Origin of the sequence: Enterobacter cloacae complex sp. I2, from assembly GCF_014896205.1 — a bacterium.
GTDB lineage: Bacteria > Pseudomonadota > Gammaproteobacteria > Enterobacterales > Enterobacteriaceae > Enterobacter > Enterobacter quasihormaechei.
Genome location: NZ_JADBRA010000015.1, coordinates 62,817 through 83,814 on the forward strand (window position 1 = coordinate 62,817; position 20,998 = coordinate 83,814).

21 protein-coding genes and 1 riboswitch are annotated in these 20,998 nt (G+C 56.5%); of the genes, 12 read left to right on the forward strand and 9 right to left on the reverse strand.

Annotated features, from left to right (window positions below):
• Positions 1-85 precede the first annotated feature (85 nt).
• Positions 86-745 (reverse strand): fumarylacetoacetate hydrolase family protein, encoded by a 660-nt coding sequence (locus IM300_RS14285; RefSeq protein ID WP_063449605.1) that lies wholly within the window; start codon positions 743-745, stop codon positions 86-88.
• A gap of 47 nt (positions 746-792) precedes the next feature.
• A complete protein-coding gene (locus IM300_RS14290; RefSeq protein WP_063449606.1) occupies positions 793-1,068 on the reverse strand; it encodes a YcgL domain-containing protein in 276 nt (91 codons plus the stop codon).
• A gap of 123 nt (positions 1,069-1,191) precedes the next feature.
• Here IM300_RS14290 and minC point away from each other — a divergent pair, with 123 nt between their 5' ends.
• Genes minC through minE form a run of 3 tightly spaced genes read left to right on the forward strand, consistent with a single transcriptional unit; the run spans position 1,192 to position 3,004 of the window.
• A complete protein-coding gene (minC, locus tag IM300_RS14295; protein WP_063868495.1) occupies positions 1,192-1,899 on the forward strand; it encodes a septum site-determining protein MinC in 708 nt (235 codons plus the stop codon).
• Between the two features lie 22 nt (positions 1,900-1,921).
• Positions 1,922-2,734, forward strand: coding sequence for a septum site-determining protein MinD (minD, locus tag IM300_RS14300; protein WP_063449608.1), 813 nt, complete (start codon positions 1,922-1,924; stop codon positions 2,732-2,734).
• A gap of 3 nt (positions 2,735-2,737) precedes the next feature.
• A complete protein-coding gene (gene minE / locus IM300_RS14305; protein ID WP_003859937.1) occupies positions 2,738-3,004 on the forward strand; it encodes a cell division topological specificity factor MinE in 267 nt (88 codons plus the stop codon).
• A 93-nt stretch (positions 3,005-3,097) separates the two neighbouring features.
• On the opposite strand, the gene rnd is transcribed toward minE, so the two are convergent.
• The 5 genes from rnd to IM300_RS14330 form a co-directional block, all read right to left on the reverse strand.
• Entirely contained in the window at positions 3,098-4,213 is a 1,116-nt protein-coding gene (rnd, locus tag IM300_RS14310; protein ID WP_146748973.1) for a ribonuclease D, read from the reverse strand.
• Between the two features lie 83 nt (positions 4,214-4,296).
• The gene (fadD, locus tag IM300_RS14315) at positions 4,297-5,982 is read right to left on the reverse strand and encodes a long-chain-fatty-acid--CoA ligase FadD (protein WP_129741659.1); all 1,686 of its coding nucleotides are present in this window, start codon (positions 5,980-5,982) and stop codon (positions 4,297-4,299) included.
• Between the two features lie 203 nt (positions 5,983-6,185).
• Positions 6,186-6,767 (reverse strand): Slp family lipoprotein, encoded by a 582-nt coding sequence (locus IM300_RS14320; RefSeq protein ID WP_063449611.1) that lies wholly within the window; start codon positions 6,765-6,767, stop codon positions 6,186-6,188.
• A 37-nt stretch (positions 6,768-6,804) separates the two neighbouring features.
• Positions 6,805-7,500 carry a tRNA (adenosine(37)-N6)-threonylcarbamoyltransferase complex dimerization subunit type 1 TsaB gene (gene tsaB, locus IM300_RS14325; RefSeq protein WP_193037053.1) on the reverse strand — a complete coding sequence of 232 codons (696 nt, stop codon included), beginning with the start codon at positions 7,498-7,500 and terminating at the stop codon, positions 6,805-6,807.
• Positions 7,501-7,566: 66 nt separating this feature from the next.
• A complete protein-coding gene (locus IM300_RS14330; protein WP_023303884.1) occupies positions 7,567-9,477 on the reverse strand; it encodes an ATP-dependent DNA helicase in 1,911 nt (636 codons plus the stop codon).
• A gap of 133 nt (positions 9,478-9,610) precedes the next feature.
• On the opposite strand from IM300_RS14330, the gene IM300_RS14335 reads away from it, so the two are divergent.
• Positions 9,611-9,955 carry a RidA family protein gene (locus tag IM300_RS14335; protein ID WP_003859927.1) on the forward strand — a complete coding sequence of 115 codons (345 nt, stop codon included), beginning with the start codon at positions 9,611-9,613 and terminating at the stop codon, positions 9,953-9,955.
• Positions 9,956-9,960: 5 nt separating this feature from the next.
• On the opposite strand, the gene IM300_RS14340 is transcribed toward IM300_RS14335, so the two are convergent.
• Positions 9,961-10,143, reverse strand: coding sequence for a YoaH family protein (locus tag IM300_RS14340; RefSeq protein ID WP_193037055.1), 183 nt, complete (start codon positions 10,141-10,143; stop codon positions 9,961-9,963).
• A 61-nt stretch (positions 10,144-10,204) separates the two neighbouring features.
• Here IM300_RS14340 and pabB point away from each other — a divergent pair, with 61 nt between their 5' ends.
• From pabB to IM300_RS14360, 4 genes are all read left to right on the forward strand, one after another.
• The gene (gene pabB, locus IM300_RS14345; RefSeq protein ID WP_193037098.1) at positions 10,205-11,539 is read left to right on the forward strand and encodes an aminodeoxychorismate synthase component 1; all 1,335 of its coding nucleotides are present in this window, start codon (positions 10,205-10,207) and stop codon (positions 11,537-11,539) included.
• The gene (locus tag IM300_RS14350; protein WP_063868489.1) at positions 11,536-12,114 is read left to right on the forward strand and encodes a CoA pyrophosphatase; all 579 of its coding nucleotides are present in this window, start codon (positions 11,536-11,538) and stop codon (positions 12,112-12,114) included. Before pabB ends, IM300_RS14350 begins: the two co-directional genes overlap by 4 nt.
• Positions 12,115-12,298: 184 nt before the next feature.
• Positions 12,299-13,663 (forward strand): L-serine ammonia-lyase, encoded by a 1,365-nt coding sequence (sdaA, locus tag IM300_RS14355; protein WP_006810990.1) that lies wholly within the window; start codon positions 12,299-12,301, stop codon positions 13,661-13,663.
• A 129-nt stretch (positions 13,664-13,792) separates the two neighbouring features.
• On the forward strand, positions 13,793-15,391 hold the full coding sequence (locus IM300_RS14360) for an EAL domain-containing protein (protein WP_193037057.1): 1,599 nt from the start codon (positions 13,793-13,795) through the stop codon (positions 15,389-15,391).
• Positions 15,392-15,397: 6 nt separating this feature from the next.
• Here IM300_RS14360 and yoaE read toward each other — a convergent pair whose 3' ends face one another.
• Complete coding sequence (gene yoaE, locus IM300_RS14365; protein WP_193037059.1) at positions 15,398-16,957, reverse strand: CNNM family cation transport protein YoaE; 1,560 nt, start codon at positions 16,955-16,957, stop codon at positions 15,398-15,400.
• Positions 16,958-17,420: 463 nt separating this feature from the next.
• Here yoaE and manX point away from each other — a divergent pair, with 463 nt between their 5' ends.
• The 4 genes from manX to IM300_RS14385 are packed head-to-tail and all read left to right on the forward strand — an operon-like array spanning position 17,421 to position 20,608.
• Positions 17,421-18,383, forward strand: coding sequence for a PTS mannose transporter subunit IIAB (manX, locus tag IM300_RS14370; RefSeq protein WP_063868487.1), 963 nt, complete (start codon positions 17,421-17,423; stop codon positions 18,381-18,383).
• Positions 18,384-18,430: 47 nt separating this feature from the next.
• Positions 18,431-19,231, forward strand: a complete 801-nt coding sequence (gene manY, locus IM300_RS14375) for a PTS mannose transporter subunit IIC (RefSeq protein WP_063868486.1) — start codon at positions 18,431-18,433, stop codon at positions 19,229-19,231.
• Between the two features lie 12 nt (positions 19,232-19,243).
• Complete coding sequence (locus IM300_RS14380; RefSeq protein ID WP_006810994.1) at positions 19,244-20,095, forward strand: PTS mannose transporter subunit IID; 852 nt, start codon at positions 19,244-19,246, stop codon at positions 20,093-20,095.
• Between the two features lie 54 nt (positions 20,096-20,149).
• Entirely contained in the window at positions 20,150-20,608 is a 459-nt protein-coding gene (locus IM300_RS14385; RefSeq protein WP_063449620.1) for a DUF986 family protein, read from the forward strand.
• A 198-nt stretch (positions 20,609-20,806) separates the two neighbouring features.
• Positions 20,807-20,995, forward strand: a riboswitch (yybP-ykoY riboswitch).
• Positions 20,996-20,998 lie beyond the last annotated feature (3 nt).

A 20,998-nucleotide genomic window follows, 5' to 3' on the forward strand; every position in this document is an offset into this window, starting at 1 on the left:
CCATACGTCAAAATAGAGCGCACCTTATAACGAGTCTGGCACGTTGATGCAAGTTTTGCCGCCCTTTTCAGGCGGCAAGGTGCTTTTACAGCACGCGGGTTTTTAGCGACAGGCCGTTAAAACTGACGTCCAGCTCGTCGCCAGCGTGCAGCGGGCCCACACCTTCGGGGGTGCCGGTCAGGATCACATCGCCGGGTTTCAGGGTGAAGAAGCGGCTCATGTAGGCAATCAGTGGAACGATCTTATGGATCATATCGGCGGTCGAGCCCTGCTGGCGGATCTCGCCGTTGACCTTCAGGCTGAGCGGCGTATTCTGCGGGTCGTCGGTAAATTCACTCACCGGAACGAAACCGGAAATCGGGCATGAATTATCAAAACCCTTGGCTTTTTCCCAAGGCTGCCCCGCTTTCTTCATTTTGCCCTGAACGTCGCGCAGCGTCAGGTCGAGCGCAACACCGTAACCCGCAATCGCTTTCTCTACGTGCTCTTCGGTGGCCTGACGCAGCGTGGCGCCGATCAGCACCGCCAGCTCCACTTCATGATGCACCGAGCCCAGTCCCTGCGGCAGAGCCAGCGGCTGGCGAATATCGCACAGTGCAGTTTCTGGCTTAATAAACAGAACCGGCTCTTCCGGCACGGCGCTCCCCATCTCCTGAATGTGTTTTGCATAGTTGCTGCCTACGCAGACCACTTTGCTGACGGGATAATCCAGTAATGCACCTTGCCAGTTATGATGTTGATACATGCTCGACCCCTAATCGGTTGATGGGTTGTTCCCGGCGTGACCCGGGCTTATTTCTTTCCGCTCATCTCAAGATGCTGTTTTAATAAATTCTCCGGCGGTGGCGGAAGCTGTAAATAATAGCCCTGTTCGGTCAACGCCTTTTTGACTTTTTCCAGATCGGCGTTCACCAGCTTCTTGCGGCCGTCCAGCGGCAGAAGCATCGCCAGCTGTGGTCGGCCAAAACTTTTCATTAATTCCTCAGGCACGCGGGAAAAATCGTCTTTCTTTTCGACATAAAGGTAGGTCTGGTCGCGGCTCGTACTTCTGTAGATCACACAAAACATGTTTTTACTCTGAATTAACGGGTGGTTGCTTGCCTCAATATACTCCTGACTATAACATGCCTGATACTCTTCGGAATATCGCGGCGATGTGTTGCGGTTAATAGCAAATTGAGTAAGGCCAGGATGTCAAATACGCCCATCGAGCTTAAAGGCAGTAGCTTCACCTTATCAGTGGTTCATTTGCATGATGCAAAACCCGAGGTTATTCGTCAGGCGTTAGAAGACAAAATCGCGCAGGCTCCCGCTTTTCTTAAGCATGCTCCTGTCGTCGTCAACGTAAGCGACCTTGAGGGTCCGGTTAACTGGAAGCGACTCCAGCAGGCCGTCACCTCTACGGGCTTACGCATCGTGGGTATTAGCGGCTGCAAAGACGCTGAACTGAAAGCCGAAATTGACCGCGCAGGTTTGCCTTTGCTGAACGAAGGCAAAGAAAAGGCCCCACGTGCAGCGCCTGCACCCGTTCCCGCTCCCCCGCCTCCGGCGCAAAATGTAACCCCAGTCACAAAAACGCGATTGATTGATCTGCCGGTTCGTTCCGGTCAGCGCATTTATGCGCCAAACTGTGATCTGATTGTTACAAGCCACGTCAGCGCGGGCGCGGAACTGATTGCGGATGGCAATATTCACGTTTACGGTATGATGCGAGGGCGTGCGCTTGCGGGCGCCAGCGGCGATCGAGAAGCACAAATTTTTTGTACTCACCTGACGGCAGAACTCGTGTCTATCGCAGGTGAATATTGGCTGAGCGACAAAATCCCAGCCGAATTTTATGGCAAAGCGGCCCGTCTGCAACTGGCAGACAACGCTTTGACCGTTCAACCGTTAAATTGATCCCTTTTAACAAGGAATTTCTATGGCACGCATTATTGTTGTGACTTCGGGTAAAGGAGGCGTTGGCAAGACCACCTCCAGCGCGGCCATCGCTACTGGTTTGGCCCAGAAGGGAAAGAAAACCGTCGTAATCGACTTTGATATCGGTCTGCGTAACCTGGACCTGATCATGGGCTGCGAGCGTCGCGTGGTGTATGACTTCGTCAACGTCATTCAGGGCGATGCCACGCTTAACCAGGCGCTGATTAAAGACAAGCGCACCGAGAACCTCTACATTCTCCCGGCGTCCCAGACCCGTGACAAAGACGCGCTGACCCGTGAAGGCGTGGAAAAGGTGCTCGACGAACTGAAAAAGATGGAGTTCGACTTCGTGGTCTGCGACTCCCCTGCCGGTATCGAAACCGGCGCGCTGATGGCGCTCTACTTCGCGGATGAAGCCATCATCACCACCAACCCGGAAGTCTCGTCAGTACGCGACTCCGACCGTATTCTCGGCATTCTGGCGTCGAAATCTCGTCGTGCGGAAAATGGCCAGGAGCCGATCAAAGAGCACCTTCTGCTGACCCGCTACAATCCGGGCCGCGTAAATAAAGGTGACATGCTGAGCATGGAAGACGTGCTGGAGATCCTGCGCATCAAACTGGTTGGCGTGATCCCGGAAGATCAGTCCGTACTGCGCGCCTCTAACCAGGGCGAGCCGGTGATTCTGGATACACAGGCAGACGCGGGTAAAGCGTATGCGGATACCGTTGACCGTCTGCTGGGAGAAGAACGTCCTTTCCGCTTCATTGAAGAAGAGAAGAAAGGTTTCCTCAAACGCCTGTTCGGAGGATAAGTTATGGCATTACTGGACTTTTTTCTCTCGCGGAAAAAAAGCACCGCCAACATCGCAAAAGAACGTCTGCAAATTATCGTTGCGGAGCGTCGTCGTAGCGACGCCGAACCGCACTACCTGCCGCAGCTGCGCAAAGATATTCTGGAAGTGATCTGCAAGTACGTGCAGATTGACCCGGAAATGGTCACCGTTCAGCTGGAGCAAAAAGACGGGGATATTTCGATTCTGGAGCTGAACGTGACGCTTCCGGAAGCGGAAGAGTCGCGTTAAACCGTTTGCGGTTCGTCGTATCGTAGGCCGGGCAAGCATCGCGCCGCCCGGCAATTTCCCCGGTGGCGCTGCGCTTACCGGGGTTATACTTCTTTAGCGCGGATACCCTTCCAGCAAGGTGTTCAGGCGTTCTGCCATCAGTTCCCCCCGCCATCCGGCGACCAGTTCCGGTAAACCATTTTGCGGTTTCAACTTCCAGTGCCAGTTCAGCAGCTGGTTAATCTGACGACGTGAAGCCAGCAGCTCCGCGCTCAGCTTGCTTTCGCTCGCCACCGTCTGCACCAGCGCTTTGATATCCTTGAACGCCTTGCGGTAGCCCGGCATATCCATCAGGTTAAGCAGCGGCTCTGGCAGCGCGTCGTCCGGCACCTGCTGGGCTTTTTCCACCAGCGCCAGCAGCGTTTTACCGTGGAAGCGGATCTCGCTCCCGGAAAGGCCAATGCTGTCCAGCTCGCCAAGGCTGCCCGGCATATAGCGCGCTACCGCCCACAGGTGCTCTTCGCGCACCACAAAGTTAACCGCCAGGTCGCGCTCGCGCGCTTTACGCAGGCGCCAGTCCGCCAGCAGTTGCAGGCAGGCCAGCTGACGCGTGCGCAGCTGCCAGGCGTTGGTGATATCACGCCAGGCGTCTTTTGGGTCGACCACTTCCTGGCGACGCTGCTGCGTCATGCGACACTCATCCAGCGCGGCAGACAGCCAGCCGGACGCCTCCGCCTCTTTCATCAGCTGGCCGGCAATCGGCAGCAGGTAGAAGACGTCCGCCGCGGCATATTCAAGCTGACGCGCGGTCAGCGGGCGCGCGAGCCAGTCCGTGCGCGATTCGCTCTTATCCAGCGTCAGGCCGGTGTACTCTTCCACCATCGCGGCGAAGCCCCAGGAGAGCGGGCGACCGCTGAACGCCGCGAGGATCTGGGTATCAATCAGCGGTTCCGGCATGATGCCAAAGGTATTGAGGAACACTTCCAGATCTTCACTGCCGGCGTGCAGATATTTGGTCACGGCGGTATCGAGCAACAGCGCGCGCATCGGCGCCCAGTCGGTGATGCCGAGGGGGTCAATCAACGACACGTGCTTGCCGTCATACATCTGGATCAGGCCCAGCTGCGGGTAGTACGTGCGGGTGCGGACAAATTCCGTATCCAGGGCGATAGCGGGAAAATCACGCGTCACCTCGCACAGCGAAGCCAGCTCGTCGTTGGTAGTGATCATCTGGTAATTCAAATCGGACTCTCTTTTGTTTGCGCCCATAAAAAACGCCGGCTTAACCGGCGTCTGGGCGATTAACGTGAAGCTCAGGCCTTATTGTCCACTTTGGCGCGGGCTTCGTCACGTAATTCTCGTCGTAATATCTTCCCGACGTTGGATTTCGGCAGCTCATCGCGGAATTCCACCAGCTTCGGCACTTTATAGCCCGTCAGCTGCCGGCGACAAAACGTTATCAGCGCTTCCTCGGTAAGAGAAGGATCTTTCCTGACCACAAATATCTTCACCGCTTCCCCGCTGCTGCCGGAAGGAACGCCCACCGCTGCCACTTCCAGCACGCCGCTGTGCTGCATCACCACGTCTTCGATTTCGTTCGGATAGACGTTGAAACCGGAAACGAGGATCATGTCTTTCTTGCGATCGACGATACGCAGGAAGCCTTCGTCGTCCATCACCGCGATGTCGCCGGTGTACAGCCAGCCGTCTTTGATGATCTCGTCCGTGGCATCCGGGCGCTGCCAGTAGCCCAGCATCACCTGCGGCCCTCTTACGCACAGCTCGCCCGGCTCGCCGTGAGGCACTTCGTTACCCTCATCGTCCACCAGTTTGGCTTCCGTTGACGGCACCGGCAGGCCGATACTGCCGCTGTGGTAGTCGATGTCATGCGGGTTAACGCTGACCAGCGGGGCGCACTCCGTCAGGCCATAGCCTTCCAGCAGATACTGCCCGGTGAGTTTGACCCAACGCTCGGCAACCGCCTGCTGAACCGGCATCCCGCCGCCCGCAGAGAGGTGCAGCGTGGAGAAATCCAGCTGCTGAAACTCTTTATTGTTGAGCAGAGCGTTAAATAGCGTGTTCACGCCGGTCATGGCAGTGAACGGGTATTTCGCCAGCTCTTTGACCAGCCCCGGAATGTCGCGCGGGTTAGTAATCAGAACGTTCTGGCCGCCCAGCTCGATGAACAGCAGGCAGTTCATGGTCAGCGCAAAAATGTGATACAGCGGAAGCGCGGTGATCACCAGTTCTTTGCCCGGATGCAGCAGCGGCCCGTAAGTGGCGTTAACCTGTTCCAGGTTCGCCAGCATGTTGCGGTGGGTCAGCATCGCCCCTTTCGCCACGCCGGTGGTGCCGCCCGTGTATTGCAGGAAGGCCAGGTCCTCTGAGACCACTTCAGGCTTGACGTACTGCATGCGATAGCCCGCATGCAGCGCGCGGCGGAAGGAGATGGCATCCGGCAGATGGTATTTCGGCACCAGGCGCTTAACGTATTTTACGACAAAGTTGACCAGCGTACCTTTCGCGGTAGAGAGCTGGTCGCCCATGCGCGTCAGAATGACGTGCTTAACCTGGGTTCTTTCAACGACTTTTTCCAGCGTGTGGGCAAAGTTGGAGACAATCACAATCGCCGCCGCACCGCTGTCATTCAGCTGATGTTCCAGCTCGCGCGGGGTATAAAGCGGGTTGACGTTAACAACGATCATCCCTGCCCTGAGGATCCCGAACAGCGCCACCGGATATTGCAGCAGGTTTGGCATCATCAGCGCGACGCGATCCCCTTTCTGCAACCCCAGTCCCTCCTGTAAATAGGCCGCAAACGCCCGGCTACGCTCCTCCAGCTTACGGAAGGTCATCACTTCGCCCATGTTCACAAATGCGGGCTGGTCGGCATAGCGCCGTACCGAGTGTTCAAATAATTCAATCAGGGATTGATAACGGTCAGGATTGATCTCCGCAGGAACATCCGCGGGATAACGGTTAAGCCAAACCTTTTTCAATGCATCACCTCTGAAATGAGTATTCGTCGTCATCACAGCCCCGATAATAAACAGTTTGTTAACATTATATTAACTCAGCGTACCAGTTTATTAATTGTTCAGATTACAGGTTGCGAAGCGCGTCACTCTTTTTTTTCGTTTTAAGCGTAAAAAAACAGAGACAGCGGCTGAGCCGCTGTCTCTTTACTATAAATAACAGGAAGTTACTCAGTTACGATGGTTTGTACCTGTGCAGGACCGGGGTTATACCAGCCCCAGCCACCGTAGCCGTAACGGTACGGATGAGGGCCCCACATCCACGGATCGATAGGCTGTGGCGGCATCACCACCTGCTGGGCGATACGCCAGCGCTTGTAGCCGTTGACCTGCATGGTCATAAATTTGTACGGCGTATTGCCGATTTTACCTGCTACCGAACCGGTAATCGGCCCGACGACGGTCACCAGCTGTCCGCGGAAATCAACCGGATCGAGGAAGCCGCTGACGTCAGCGTAGATCCGCCCGCGCGAGGCTTCACCCAGAATCGGCCGCGCGCCGTCGTCCAGCGGAACGGTGGCGATTTCCAGACGGGTTTTACCCTGCTGGTTAACGACCTCAACCACCTTGCCGCCAAATCGTGCTTCCTGCCCGACATAGAGCTCCGGGGCGTTCATCACGCGTACCAGATCCTGCTGTGGCGTCGGGCTGGTGCCCTTGATCGCATCAGGAACGGTGACGCAACCGCTCAGTGCTATGGCAACAACGCCTGCCATAAGAAGGCGTACAACTTTAGTCTGAACCGCCATGATGCGACTCCTTTTTCTCAGTTCCTGTTACTGAGATTCATTCGCGGCCTGGAAGTTTCTTCCACGCGACGGTGTTTCGTAAATAAACGGGTTCAGCGTGCTCAACTGCCACGGTTTTGCCTGCGTCAAGCAGCTGACGGGCAATCGGCAGCATATCTTCTGCGGCGGGCAGGAGCATGTTGCCGTCCACCAGCGTAATACCGGTTTCCTTCGCCATCTCAGGCCATGCCGGCCAGCCGGTTCCCACCGTCGCCCACTCGCCGGAGAGCTGCTTCAGGCGCTCAGTCACGGCTTCGGGCTTGAGCACCGCCTCGGTCTCTTCGCCGTGCCAGACGCCGTTTTCATTACGGGTATATTCCGCCCAGTACACTTCTCCCATACGGGCGTCGATGGCAGCCAGCACGCGGGTAGCGCCGGTCATACGCCAGGCGCCCTGCGCCATCGTGGCAAGCGTGGAGACGCCGATCATCGGCAGGTCAGCGCCCAGCGCCAGCCCCTGCGCAATGCCAATCCCGATACGCACGCCCGTAAAGCTGCCCGGGCCACGGCCATAGGCCAGCGCGTCGAGGTCGGTCAGGGCGGCGTTGCCCTCGGTCAAAATGGTTTTTACCAGGGGGAGAATACGCTGGGTATGCTCCCGGGGGCACTCTTCGAAATGGGCAAAGGTCTTACCGTCGTTCCACAGGGCAACGGAACACGCCTCTGTTGCGGTATCAATAGCCAGAATTCGCATTGGTCGTCGCGCTCTCGCAAGGGTCAGTCACAAAATGGCGCGCATCTTAACACACTCCGGCGAGAATTACTCCGCCGTTGGGTTCGCCAGGAAGCGGACCGCGCGTTTAATATCCCGCGTGCGCGGCGCGGGCGGCAGGCTGGCAAGGAAGGTCGCGCCGTAGGGGCGCATCACCAGGCGGTTATCGCAGATCACCAGCACGCCGCGGTCGGTGACGTCGCGGATCAGTCGCCCTACTCCCTGCTTAAGCGTAATGACCGCATCCGGCAGCTGGACGTCGTCGAACGGATCGCCCCCGCGCAGACGGCAATCCTCCATGCGCGCTTTCAGGAGCGGATCGTCCGGGGATGTGAACGGCAGCTTATCGATAATCACCAGCGAGAGCGTATCGCCGCGCACGTCCACCCCTTCCCAGAAGCTGCTGGTCGCCACCAGCAGGGCATTACCGGCGCTGACAAACTGCTGGAGCAGCTGGCCTTTACTGGTTTCTCCCTGTAACAGCACCGGCAGCGTCATGGTGGCGCGGAACTGCTCGGCCAAATCGCGCATCATGGCGTGGGATGTACACAGCATGAAACAACGCCCGTTGTTGGCCTCAATCATCGGCTTCAGCATGGCAGCCAGATGGCGCGCGGCCCCCGGCTGGTTAGGCAGCGGCAGATTGCGCGGCACGCACAGCAGCGCCTGTTTTTCGTAGTCGAACGGGCTCGGCAGAAGCAGAGATTCAGCCTGCTCAATGCCGAGGCGCTCGGTAAAGTGATGCAGATCGTCATTCACCGACAGCGTGGCCGAGGTAAAGACCCAGGTGCCGGGCTTTTGCGCCATCACCTCTTTGAATTTGTCGGCAACGGTCAGGGGCGTCAGCGCCAGGGTGAAGTGGCGGGAGGTGCATTCGTACCAGTAGCTGTACCCCGGCTGGTTGATCTCTTTCAGCCGTTTCAGCCGCCCGCGATAGAGCGTGGCGCGTTCAAAGGCAGCGTCTAACAGGGCGGAACGGCCCAGTGACAGCTTCGCCACGTCGTAGCAGAGCTCAAGGGCATCATCGAGCAGCAGCAGCGCGCGCTGGATATTTTTGTCTGCCAGCAGTTCACGCAGGTTGCCGCGATAGCCCGGCTCGCCAAGCTGTAAGCGGAAATCCTGCGCGCATTGTGCCAGGCGGTCCGCGCACTTCTGCAACTGCTGGGTATCTTTGAGTTCGGTGCGATAGGCAATGGTGATATCTTTCGCCAGATCCTGAAGCTGACGGCTGGAGAGCGACTGGCCAAAATACTGGCTGGCGATGTCCGGAAGCTGGTGGGCTTCATCGAAGATCATCACCTCTGCCTCCGGGATCAGCTCGCCAAATCCACTGTCCTTGACCACCATATCCGCAAGAAACAGGTGATGGTTCACCACCACCACGTCGGCATCCATCGCTGTTTTACGCGCTTTCACCACAAAACAGTCTTTGTACAGCGGGCAGTCGCTGCCGAGGCAGTTGTCGTTGGTGCTGGTCACCAGCGGCCAGGCCGGGGAGTCTTCCGGCACGCTCGCGCAGGTGCTGATGTCCCCCTCCTCCGTCTGGTTGGCCCAGGCGCGCAGGACGATCACATCACTCAGGGTTTGTACCGGCAGATCTCCGCCGGCCAGCGCCTGCTGTTCAAGACGCTCCAGGCACAGGTAGTTTGAGCGCCCTTTCAGCAGGGCCAGACGCCCTTTGTATTTCAGCGCTTTCGCCACCGTGGGCAAGTCGCGGCTGTAGAGCTGGTCCTGGAGCGCTTTCGACCCCGTAGAGATGATCACCTTCTTTTTCGCCCGCAGCGCAGGGGCGAGGTAAGCGTAGGTTTTCCCCGTACCGGTTCCGGCCTCCACGACCAGCGGCTGCGCCTTGTCGATAGCGTGCGCGACGGCATGCGCCATCTGACGCTGGGGTTCACGCGGTTTAAAACCGGGAATAGCCTGTGCTAACTGACCTTCTGGGGAAAAATCGTCTGCCACGGTGTTCTCTCACTGTATTTTTGCACAGGGATTATGTCAGCCCCTTCTCTCCGGTGCCACCCCAAATAGTGACGACGGCGGAACATTATGGCAGTCTTGCCGCCTGACGACGAAAGATAACGAGGATACGTTTATGACAATTACGCGCATTGATGCCGAAGCCCGCTGGTCTGATGTAGTGATCCATAACCAGACGCTTTACTACACCGGTGTCCCTGCCAATCTGGACGCGGACGCCTTCGAGCAGACGGCGAACACCCTGGCGCAAATTGATGCTGTGCTGGAAAAACAGGGCAGCGATAAATCCCGCATTCTGGATGCGACCATTTTTCTGGCGAATAAAGACGATTTCGCGGCGATGAACAAAGCCTGGGATGCGTGGGTCGTGGCAGGTCACGCGCCTGTACGCTGCACCGTACAGGCCACGCTGATGAAACCGGAATACAAAGTTGAGATCAAGATTATCGCGGCAGTGTAAGCCGGTTATTCTTCTTCTTCATCCTCAAAACGCGCCACGATACGCTCACCGGTATGGGTGGCGCGAAGTTCTTCCGCGACCTGGGAAATCGCCTGTCCGCTGCTCATCCCCTGGGACATCAGCTCCTGAATACGTTCAACGGCTTTCTGCTGTTGGTCATGGCTGAGAGAAGGTAAACCTGCAAACATCGTTAACTCCTGCTAAATTATTCGCGCTAATTATTTCACGCTGCCCGGTAGTATGCCATACATGAACATGCGCTTCCCCATTGTTATTACCTTGCCCTGGCGTACGGACGCCGCCGAGTTCTGGTTTGCCCGTCTGAGCCATCTTCCTTTTGCCATGCTGCTGCACTCAGGCCATGCGGTTCACCCTTACAGCCGTTTTGATATTCTGGTGGCCGATCCGGTGAAAACGCTGACGACCGCTGAGCTGTCGCCAACGGACGATCCGCTGCTGCGGCTTCAGCAGGAGATTAACGCGCTGGGCTTATCCGCCACGCCGAACCCGGACCTTCCTTTCCAGGGAGGCGCGCTGGGGCTGTTTGGTTACGATCTGGGTCGTCGATTCGAAAAGCTGCCCGAGTTAGCGCAGGCGGATATTGCCCTGCCGGATATGGCGGTGGGGCTGTATGACTGGGCGCTGATCGTGGATCACCGTAAACAGACGGTATCCCTGCTGAGCCACCGTGACGTGCAGGCGCGTCTGGCCTGGCTTGAGGCGCAACGGCCCGCCGTAACGGAGCAGTTTATGCTGACCTCCGGCTGGCGCTCAAACATGAGCGCGATGGAATACGCGGAAAAATTCTCCCGCGTGCAGGCGTATCTGCAAAGCGGCGACTGCTATCAGGTGAACCTGGCTCAGCGCTTCCAGGCAGCATACCGGGGGGATGAATGGCAGGCGTTTATTCGCCTCAATGCCAGCAACAAGGCCCCGTTCAGCGCGTTTATACGCCTGGAGCGCGGCGCGATCCTCAGCCTTTCGCCCGAGCGTTTTATCCATCTGGCGGAAGGAACGATTCAGACCCGCCCAATCAAGGGCACCCTGCCGCGCCTTGCCGATCCGGATGCAGACCGTCAGCAGGCGCAGAAGCTGGCTGCCTCGCCCAAAGACCGTGCCGAAAACCTGATGATTGTCGATCTGATGCGCAATGACATTGGTCGCGTCGCCGAGCCGGGCAGCGTGCGCGTACCGGAGCTGTTTATCGTGGAGCCTTTCCCGGCGGTGCATCATCTTGTCAGCACCATTACCGCCCGTCTGCCGTCCTCGCGCACCGCCTGCGATCTGCTCCGCGCCGCGTTTCCGGGAGGCTCCATCACCGGCGCGCCAAAGGTGCGCGCGATGGAGATTATCGACGAACTGGAACCCCATCGACGCAACGCCTGGTGCGGCAGCATCGGCTATGTGAGCCTGTGCGGAACCATGGACACCAGCATCGCCATTCGCACGCTCACCGCCTGCGACGGGAATCTGTACTGCTCCGCAGGCGGTGGCATTGTGGCCGACAGCCAGGCCGGGGCGGAATATCAGGAAACGTTTGATAAAGTGAATCGTATCCTGAAACAACTGGAGAACTCACGGTGAAGAAAGAAAACCTGACGCTGGATGATTTTTTGTCGCGCTTTCAGCTTCTGCGGCCCCAGGTCAACCGCGCCACGTTGAATCAACGTCAGGCGGCGGTGCTGATCCCGGTAGTGCGTCGTGAACAGCCGGGTCTGTTGCTTACCCAGCGCGCACCGCATATGCGAAAACACGCCGGTCAGGTTGCGTTTCCCGGCGGCGCGGTGGACAGCACCGATGCTTCCCTGATTGCCGCCGCGCTGCGCGAGGCGCATGAGGAAGTGGCGATCCCCCCGGAAGCGGTGGAGGTGATCGGCGTGCTGCCGCCGGTCGACAGCGTCACCGGTTTTCAGGTCACGCCGGTGGTCGGCATTATTCCGCCCGATCTTCAATATCACGCCAGCGTCGATGAAGTTTCAGCTGTGTTCGAAATGCCGCTTGAAGAGGCCCTTCGTCTGGGTCGCTATCACCCGCTGGATATTCACCGTCGCGGGCACGATCATCGGGTCTGGCTATCGTGGTATCAGCATTATTTTGTCTGGGGCATGACGGCAGGCATTATTCGTGAACTGGCGCTGCAAATCGGCCTGAAGCCTTGACTATACTTTACATTCCACCCTTTTCTGGCAGGTTTGCGATCGGCGTCGCGCTATTAGCAAAACCATCGTTAACCATTAGTTTAATTCATGTGAATAGTTAAGCCGAGGTTGGTGTTCCCTCTTACACTATGCGCAGTTATAACATCGTTACTGGAACCCCAGTAACCCTGTCAGGAGTGTGAAAGTGATTAGTATATTCGACATGTTCAAAGTGGGGATTGGCCCGTCCTCTTCCCACACTGTAGGGCCGATGAAGGCCGGTAAACAGTTCGTCGATGATCTGGTCGAAAAAGGATTACTGGAAAGCGTTACCCGTGTCGCCGTAGACGTTTACGGTTCACTGTCATTAACGGGTAAAGGCCACCACACCGATATCGCCATTATTATGGGTCTGGCGGGCAACATGCCGGACACTGTTGATATTGATGCCATTCCGGCATTTATCCGCGACGTGGAAACGCGCGGACGCCTGCTGCTGGCTAACGGTCAGCATGAAGTGGACTTCCCGCAGGATGACGGGATGCGTTTTCGCAGCGACAACCTGCCGCTGCACGAAAACGGCATGACCATCCACGCCTGGAACGGCGAAAAAGAGATCTACAGCAAAACCTACTACTCCATCGGCGGTGGCTTCATCGTTGACGAAGAACACTTTGGTAAAGAGAGCGCGGGCGACGTCAATGTGCCCTATCCGTTCAAATCCGCCACCGAAATGCTGGGCTACTGCAAAGAGACCGGTCTGTCCCTCTCCGGCATGGTGATGAAGAACGAGCTGGCGCTGCACAGCAAAAAAGAGATCGAAGACTATTTTGCTAACGTATGGCAAACCATGCGCGCCTGTATCGATCGCGGTATGAACACCGAAGGCGTTCTGCCGGGCCCGTTGCGCGTGCCGCGCCGTGCATCTGCGCTGCGCCGTATGCTGGTCACCACGGACAAATTCTCCAACGACCCGATGAACGTGGTTGACTGGGTGAACATGTTTGCTCTGGCGGTGAACGAAGAGAACGCCGCAGGGGGCCGCGTGGTGACCGCGCCGACCAACGGCGCGTGCGGTATCGTTCCGGCGGTGCTGGCCTACTACGATCACTTTATCGAGCCCGTCACGCCGGACATCTACATCCGTTATTTCCTCGCGGCAGGCGCCATCGGCGCGCTGTACAAAATGAATGCCTCTATCTCCGGTGCGGAAGTGGGCTGTCAGGGTGAAGTGGGCGTTGCCTGCTCCATGGCGGCAGCGGGACTGGCGGAGCTGCTGGGCGCAAGCCCTGAGCAGGTTTGCGTGGCGGCGGAAATCGGCATGGAGCATAACCTCGGTCTGACCTGTGACCCGGTTGCCGGCCAGGTGCAGGTGCCGTGCATTGAGCGTAACGCCATCGCCTCCGTTAAGGCCATCAACGCCTCGCGCATGGCGATGCGCCGCACCAGCGAGCCCCGCGTGTCGCTGGATAAGGTTATCGAAACCATGTACGAAACCGGCAAGGACATGAATGCGAAGTACCGCGAGACCTCCCGCGGTGGTCTGGCCATTAAGGTGCAGTGCGACTAATCCTTCCTTTCGCCCATCCACAACGGATGGGCGAATTTTCTCCTCTCATCTCGTCGCTTCACGTAATCCCCACTACACTGTCACTGTTGCGTCTGGCTCTTCCGGCCGGTGCTTAACAGGCGACCGTTCATGCAAACTGCACAAACGATCATTAAAGACTATCGCCGAAAACGCGTTATCGTCTGCGTCACGGTTGCGCTCATGACGCTCGTCCTGACGTTGGGCATTCGCTTTATTTCACAGCGCAACATAAATCAGGATCGGATCCAGGACTTCGCTCAGAGCACCGTCCGCGCGCTGGACAAGGTGCTGATGTCCCTGGAAACCCACCGTGAAACCCTCATCGCGCTGGTGGGTGAACCCTGTTCCGAGGTGAATCTTGTCCTGCGAAAACAGGCGGCGATTCTGCAAACCGTACGCTCAATCGCCCTTGTAAAAGACGGCACGCTGTATTGCTCAAGCGTGTTCGGCATTCGTAATGTTCCCGTCAGCGAATTTCACCCGATCCTGCCGGCGAGCGATCCCAGGCTGCTGTTATTGACCGACCGGTGGCTGTTAAAGGGCAGCCCGGTGCTGATCCAGTGGTCCCCCGTGGCGGGCCGGAGCAAGGATGGGGTGATGGAGGTGGTGAATATCGATCTCATCACCAAAATGATCCTTGAGCCGCAGCGGCCGCTGATTACCGACGTTGTCCTCAAGGTGGGCGATAATTTTCTCCGCGACGGGCAACAGGTCACGAATACGCTGACCTTCGATGAACACGCCTCCCTGCTGGAACAGTCGTCGCAGCGGTATCCCTTCAGCGTCACGGTCAGCGGCCCGGGGCCAGGCGAAATGGCGTTGAGGAATCTGCCCACTCAGCTGCCGCTGGCGCTGATGCTCAGCTTACTGATGGGCTATATCGTCTGGCTCGCCACGGCGCGGCGCATCAGTTTCACCTGGGAAATCAATATGGGGATTGCCGCCCGGGAGTTTGAACTCTTCTGCCAGCCGCTGATGAATGCCCGCACGCGGGAGTGCGTCGGCGTCGAGATCCTTCTGCGCTGGAATAACCCGCGTCAGGGATGGATCTCACCCGATGTCTTTATCCCTCTGGCCGAAGAACATAACCTGATTGTTCCGCTTACCCGCTACGTCATCAGCGAAACGGTGCGGCAGATAGGCTATTTCCCGGCCTCGCGCGATTTCCATATCGGCATTAACGTGGCCGCCAGCCATTTTCGCCGCGCTGCGCTGATCCGGGATCTCAACCGCATCTGGTTTAACGCCAATCCGGTTCAGCAGCTGATTGTGGAGTTAACTGAACGCGATGCGTTGCTTGATGTGGATTACCGCATCGTGCGCGAGCTGCACCGTAAAGGGGTGAAACTTGCGATTGATGATTTTGGTACCGGCAATAGCTCACTTTCGTGGCTTGAAAAGCTGCGTCCGGACGTGCTGAAAATTGATAAATCCTTCACCACCGCGATCGACACCGACGCCGTGAACTCAACGGTCACGGATATCATTATTGCGCTGGGCCAGCGGCTGAATATAGAACTGGTTGCGGAAGGGGTTGAAACCGAGGAGCAGTCGCGCTATTTGCGCCGTCACAGCGTACACATTTTGCAGGGATTCTTGTATGCGCGACCAATGCCGCTGCGGGAGTTTCCGACATGGCTGGCGGAAAGTGCCTCTCCGCCAGCCCGTCACAATGGACACATCGTGCCGTTATTGCCGTTACGCTAGCAAGCGTTACTCTTCTTCGTCGTGTGCAGACTGCTCTTTAACAATACGCACCATATCAACGCGATAGTCGTTGGCTTCAACGATGGTAATTTGCAGCGGCGGCAGCTCCAGCACATCACCGACACGCGGGATCTGTCCGTTAACGGCAATCACCAGCCCTGCCACGGTGGCGATGTCTTCATCGTCATTGACTACGTTTTCAACGCCCAGCGTGTGCGAGAGCGCGTGCAGATCGGTGGTACCTTTCACCAGCCAGCCGTCACCGTCGGCAACGATTTCCGGCGTTTCATCCGCATCGGGGAATTCACCTGCGATCGCTTCCAGCACGTCAAGCGGCGTGACCAGACCCTGTACCACACCAAATTCGTTGGTAACGATAACAAAACTGCCGCGGGCACGACGCAGCACGCCCAGCAGGTTAATCGGATCCAGCGTCTCCGGCACCACGATGGCAGGCGACGCGGCCGCAACGGCCTCGACGTTGACGCCCTCTTCCAGCGCCACGAGCATCTCTTTCGCGCGCACCACGCCGATGATCTCATCCAGCTCGCCCCGACAGACCGGGAACAGGCTGTGCGGCGAGGAGAGCAGCTGCTGACGAATTTCGTCGATGCTCAGGTTGGCATCCACCCAGCTGATTTCTCCGCGCGGCGTCATAATGCCGCGCAGGGAGCGGGAGGCCAGCGAAAGCACGCCGTTGATCATATAGCGTTCTTCTTCCACAAACGCGCCTTCCGGCACCGGAACCGGGTTGCGGTTCTCGCTGTCCGCCTGCACGTTCACCTGGCGACGGCCGCCCATCAGGCGCAGGATCGCATCGGCGGTACGGGCGCGCAGCGGCTGATTCGACTGCTGCTTAATAAAGTTACGGCGCGCAATCTGGTTAAACAGCTCGATTAAGATCGAGAAGCCAATCGCGGCGTACAGGTAGCCTTTCGGAATATGGAAGCCAAAACCTTCTGCCACCAGGCTCAGACCAATCATCAGCAGGAAGCTCAGACACAGCACCACTACCGTCGGATGCTGGTTGACGAAACGCGTCAGCGGCTTCGAGGCCAGCAGCATTACCGCCATCGCAATCACAACCGCCGCCATCATCACCGGCAGATGGTTCACCATGCCGACCGCCGTAATCACCGCATCCAGCGAGAAGACCGCATCAAGCACCACGATCTGAAGAACAACGACCCAGAAGCTGGCATAGCCTTTACCGTGTCCACCGTCGTGCTGCCGGTTTTCCAGCCGTTCATGCAGCTCCGTTGTGGCTTTGAACAGCAGGAAAAGCCCCCCCACCAGCATGATCAAATCGCGACCGGAGAAGGTGAAATCCATCACGGTGAACAGCGGCTTCGTCAGCGTAACCATCCACGAGATCACGGAGAGCAGGCCCAGTCGCATGATCAGCGCCAGCGAGAGGCCGATCAGACGGGCTTTGTCACGCTGTTTCGGCGGCAGCTTGTCCGCCAGGATGGCGATAAACACCAGGTTATCAATACCGAGAACGATCTCCAGCACGACCAGCGTAAGCAGTCCTACCCAGATTGACGGGTCCATTAAGAATTCCATGACACGCTCCTGCTAAAGGAATGACAAAACGGTGCCCCGCTGATTTCGGGCAGTTCAAAGGAAATGAGAGTCGATGCGTGGCGAAGATCGCCGGTGAATAAGGCGCGGGATGGCCTGGAAGATGACTGACGTCGGTGACGGTCCATATAGTGGGCTGTAGCCCTATACTCCTGAATAATTAAACGGACGCTAAACATATCAGAGACAATTGGTATTTAGCAAAGATTTACGTTCCTTTGCAAACTTCTGTAACACACGCGGTTTATCTTTTAGAAAAATCTGTAATGCGTAGCTAAATTACGGATCTTCATCACATAAATTATTTTTTCACTATCTAAAATAATTCGCGGAAGTCTTGGTTTTTTAGAACTCTAACCCTTATCTGAATCGATTCGGTTCGCCAATACGATTCTCAGTACGCCTGCCTGGCAGACGTATAAATGATAATAATAGGAGGTAGCAAGTGACCATTGCTATTGTCATAGGCACACATGGTTGGGCTGCGGAGCAGTTACTCAAAACGGCAGAGATGCTGTTAGGCGAGCAGGAAAACGTCGGCTGGATCGATTTCGTTCCCGGTGAAAACGCCGAGACGCTGATTGAAAAATACACTGCTCAGCTTGAGAAGCTGGATACCAGCAAAGGCGTGCTGTTTCTCGTTGATACATGGGGCGGCAGCCCGTTCAACGCTGCCAGCCGCATTGTCGTCGATAAAGAGCATTATGAAGTCGTCGCCGGGGTGAATATCCCGATGCTGGTGGAAACCTTGATGGCGCGTGACGACAACCCAGGCTTTGACGAGCTGGTGGCGCTGGCGGTGGAAACCGGTCGCGAAGGCGTTAAGGCGCTGAAAGCACAGCCGGTTGAAAAACCCGCCCCTGCCCCTGCTGCACCAAAGGCCGCTGCACCGGCGAAGCCAATGGGTCCGAACGATTACATGGTTATCGGCCTTGCGCGTATTGATGACCGTCTGATCCACGGCCAGGTGGCGACACGCTGGACCAAAGAGACAAACGTACAACGCATTATCGTGGTCAGTGACGAAGTGGCCGCTGACACTGTCCGCAAAACACTTCTTACCCAGGTTGCACCGCCGGGCGTTACCGCGCACGTCGTGGATGTCGCCAAAATGATCCGCGTTTACAACAACCCGAAATATGCGGGCGAACGCGTGATGCTTCTCTTCACCAACCCGACAGACGTCGAACGCCTTGTTGAAGGCGGCGTGAAAATCACCTCCGTTAACATTGGCGGTATGGCATTCCGTCAGGGCAAAACGCAGGTCAATAACGCGATTTCAGTGGATGCGAAAGATATTGAGGCCTTCAATAAGCTGAATGCCCGCGGTATCGAACTGGAAGCCCGTAAGGTTTCCACGGATCAGAAACTGAAAATGATGGATTTGATCGGCAAAGTGGGGAAATAAGCCCGGGCCGGTTTTTCATATAAAGCTTATGTAATAGGAGAAGTGCAATGGAGATTACTACTCTTCAAATTGTACTGGTGTTCATCGTCGCATGTATTGCGGGTATGGAATCCGTACTTGATGAATTTCAGTTCCACCGTCCTCTGGTGGCCTGTACGCTGATTGGCGCCGTTCTCGGTGACATGAAAACCGGTATCATTATCGGTGGTACGCTGGAAATGATCGCCCTCGGCTGGATGAACATCGGTGCAGCCGTTGCGCCAGATGCCGCCCTGGCGTCCATTATCTCAACCGTTCTGGTTATCGCCGGTCACCAGAGTATTGGTGCCGGTATCGCGCTGGCTATCCCACTGGCCGCTGCGGGCCAGGTACTGACCATCATCGTTCGTACTATCACCGTGGCCTTCCAGCACGCGGCGGATAAGGCAGCCGAAAACGGCAACCTTACGGCGCTCTCCTGGATCCACGTTTCCTCCCTGTTCCTGCAAGCGATGCGTATCGCGATCCCGGCGGTTATCGTGGCGATCTCCGTGGGGACCAGCGAAGTTCAGAGCATGCTGAACGCCATCCCTGAAGTGGTCACCAGCGGTCTGAACATCGCCGGCGGCATGATCGTGGTGGTCGGTTACGCGATGGTCATCAACATGATGCGCGCGGGCTACCTGATGCCATTCTTCTACCTCGGCTTCGTTACCGCTGCGTTCACCAACTTCAACCTGGTTGCGCTCGGCGTGATTGGCGCGGTGATGGCAATTCTTTATATCCAGCTCAGCCCGAAATACAACCGCGTCGCGGGTGCCCCTGCGCAGGCTGCTGGTAACAACGATCTCGATAACGAACTGGACTAACAGGTGAGCGAAATGGTTGATATGACAAAAACTACCACTGAGAAAAAACTCACTCCGGGTGATATTCGTGGCGTGTTCATCCGTTCTAACCTGTTTCAGGGTTCATGGAACTTCGAACGTATGCAGGCGCTCGGCTTCTGCTTCTCCATGGTGCCGGCAATCAAACGCCTGTATCCGGAAAACAACGAAGCGCGCCGTCAGGCAATTAAGCGTCACCTGGAATTCTTCAACACCCATCCCTACGTCGCGGCGCCTGTTCTGGGCGTAACGCTGGCGATGGAAGAGCAGCGTGCGAACGGGGCTGAGATTGACGATGGTGCCATCAACGGTATCAAAGTCGGTCTGATGGGGCCGCTGGCAGGCGTGGGCGACCCTATCTTCTGGGGAACCGTGCGTCCGGTGTTTGCGGCGCTGGGTGCCGGTATTGCCATGAGCGGCAGCCTGCTTGGTCCGCTGCTGTTCTTCATCCTGTTTAACGCGGTGCGTCTGCTGACCCGTTACTACGGCGTGGCGTACGGCTACCGTAAAGGGGTGGATATCGTTAAGGATATGGGCGGCGGCTTCCTGCAAAAACTGACCGAGGGGGCGTCAATTCTCGGCCTGTTTGTGATGGGGGCGCTGGTTAACAAGTGGACGCACGTGAACATCCCACTGGTGGTATCGACCATCACCGGTCAGGATGGTCAGACGCGCGTTACCACCGTGCAGACCATTCTGGACCAGCTGATGCCGGGCCTGGTACCGCTGCTGTTAACCTTTGCCTGCATGTGGCTGCTGCGTAAGAAAGTAAACCCGCTGTGGATCATCGTTGGCTTCTTCGTCATCGGTATCGCGGGCTACGCCGTCGGCCTGCTGGGTCTGTAATAAAACGCGTTACCGACCGGGGGCTTGCCCCCGGTCTTTTTATCTGGAGGATGAATGACTGTCACGGACACCGTACTGGTTTTGTTTATTGTTGCCCTTCTGGCTTACGCGATCTATGACGAGTTCATTATGCCTCGCCGCCACGGCGAGACGCTGCTGACCCTTCCCCTCTTACGCCGTGGACGCATTGATGCATTCATCTTCGCCGGGCTGGTGGTCATTCTGATTTACAATAACGTGACCAGCCACGGTGCAATATTAACCACATGGTTATTATGTGCGCTGGCATTAATGGCGATTTACCTGTTCTGGATCCGCTCGCCAAAACTCATTTTTAAAAAACAGGGATTCTTCTTCGCCAATGTCTGGATAGAATATAACCGTATTAAAGAGATGAATTTATCCGAGGACGGGGTGCTGGTGATGCAATTAGAACAACGCCGCCTGCTCATTCGGGTTAAAAATATTGATGACCTGGAAAAGATTTACAGATTACTTGTTAAAACTCAATGAGTTAAAATTATAGCTTCGGCTATATATTGCGTAATTTTTTTGTTCGCAATATAGCCGATGCTATATCTTCCCTGTTAATTAACTTATATTTCTTAACGATATTTTCACGCATAAATCTAAATGAAAATCGTTATCAACGCAGTGCCTGAATTAAGCCTTTCTGACTGTTGTTTTATATTCTCAAAATATGTTAAGGTTGCGCCCGTCGTTGGGGAGTAGCCGATTTCCTGCCTTCAGGAAATGTACGTGTCAACATACTCGTTGAAAAACGTGGCGCGTACGGATCGCTTTCAGCACTTACTGTGCCAAAGGGATCAGGCGAGACCATAGATACATCAACTGCTGTTTACTGGGGGCAGTGATGTGTCATATGGATATCCCCGGTCTGGA

Excerpts from the sequence above, each read along its gene's own strand:
- IM300_RS14320 (WP_063449611.1), bottom strand. The coding sequence starts at position 6,767 with ATGGCGGTTCAGACTAAAGTTGTACGCCTTCTTATGGCAGGCGTTGTT.
- IM300_RS14290 (WP_063449606.1), bottom strand. The coding sequence starts at position 1,068 with ATGTTTTGTGTGATCTACAGAAGTACGAGCCGCGACCAGACCTACCTT.
- minC (WP_063868495.1), top strand. The coding sequence starts at position 1,192 with ATGTCAAATACGCCCATCGAGCTTAAAGGCAGTAGCTTCACCTTATCA.
- IM300_RS14360 (WP_193037057.1), top strand. The coding sequence starts at position 13,793 with ATGCAAACTGCACAAACGATCATTAAAGACTATCGCCGAAAACGCGTT.
- pabB (WP_193037098.1), top strand. The coding sequence starts at position 10,205 with ATGAACATGCGCTTCCCCATTGTTATTACCTTGCCCTGGCGTACGGAC.
- minD (WP_063449608.1), top strand. The coding sequence starts at position 1,922 with ATGGCACGCATTATTGTTGTGACTTCGGGTAAAGGAGGCGTTGGCAAG.
- tsaB (WP_193037053.1), bottom strand. The coding sequence starts at position 7,500 with ATGCGAATTCTGGCTATTGATACCGCAACAGAGGCGTGTTCCGTTGCC.
- IM300_RS14380 (WP_006810994.1), top strand. The coding sequence starts at position 19,244 with ATGGTTGATATGACAAAAACTACCACTGAGAAAAAACTCACTCCGGGT.
- rnd (WP_146748973.1), bottom strand. The coding sequence starts at position 4,213 with ATGATCACTACCAACGACGAGCTGGCTTCGCTGTGCGAGGTGACGCGT.
- IM300_RS14285 (WP_063449605.1), bottom strand. The coding sequence starts at position 745 with ATGTATCAACATCATAACTGGCAAGGTGCATTACTGGATTATCCCGTC.
- IM300_RS14335 (WP_003859927.1), top strand. The coding sequence starts at position 9,611 with ATGACAATTACGCGCATTGATGCCGAAGCCCGCTGGTCTGATGTAGTG.
- yoaE (WP_193037059.1), bottom strand. The coding sequence starts at position 16,957 with ATGGAATTCTTAATGGACCCGTCAATCTGGGTAGGACTGCTTACGCTG.
- minE (WP_003859937.1), top strand. The coding sequence starts at position 2,738 with ATGGCATTACTGGACTTTTTTCTCTCGCGGAAAAAAAGCACCGCCAAC.
- IM300_RS14340 (WP_193037055.1), bottom strand. The coding sequence starts at position 10,143 with ATGTTTGCAGGTTTACCTTCTCTCAGCCATGACCAACAGCAGAAAGCC.
- manY (WP_063868486.1), top strand. The coding sequence starts at position 18,431 with ATGGAGATTACTACTCTTCAAATTGTACTGGTGTTCATCGTCGCATGT.
- IM300_RS14385 (WP_063449620.1), top strand. The coding sequence starts at position 20,150 with ATGACTGTCACGGACACCGTACTGGTTTTGTTTATTGTTGCCCTTCTG.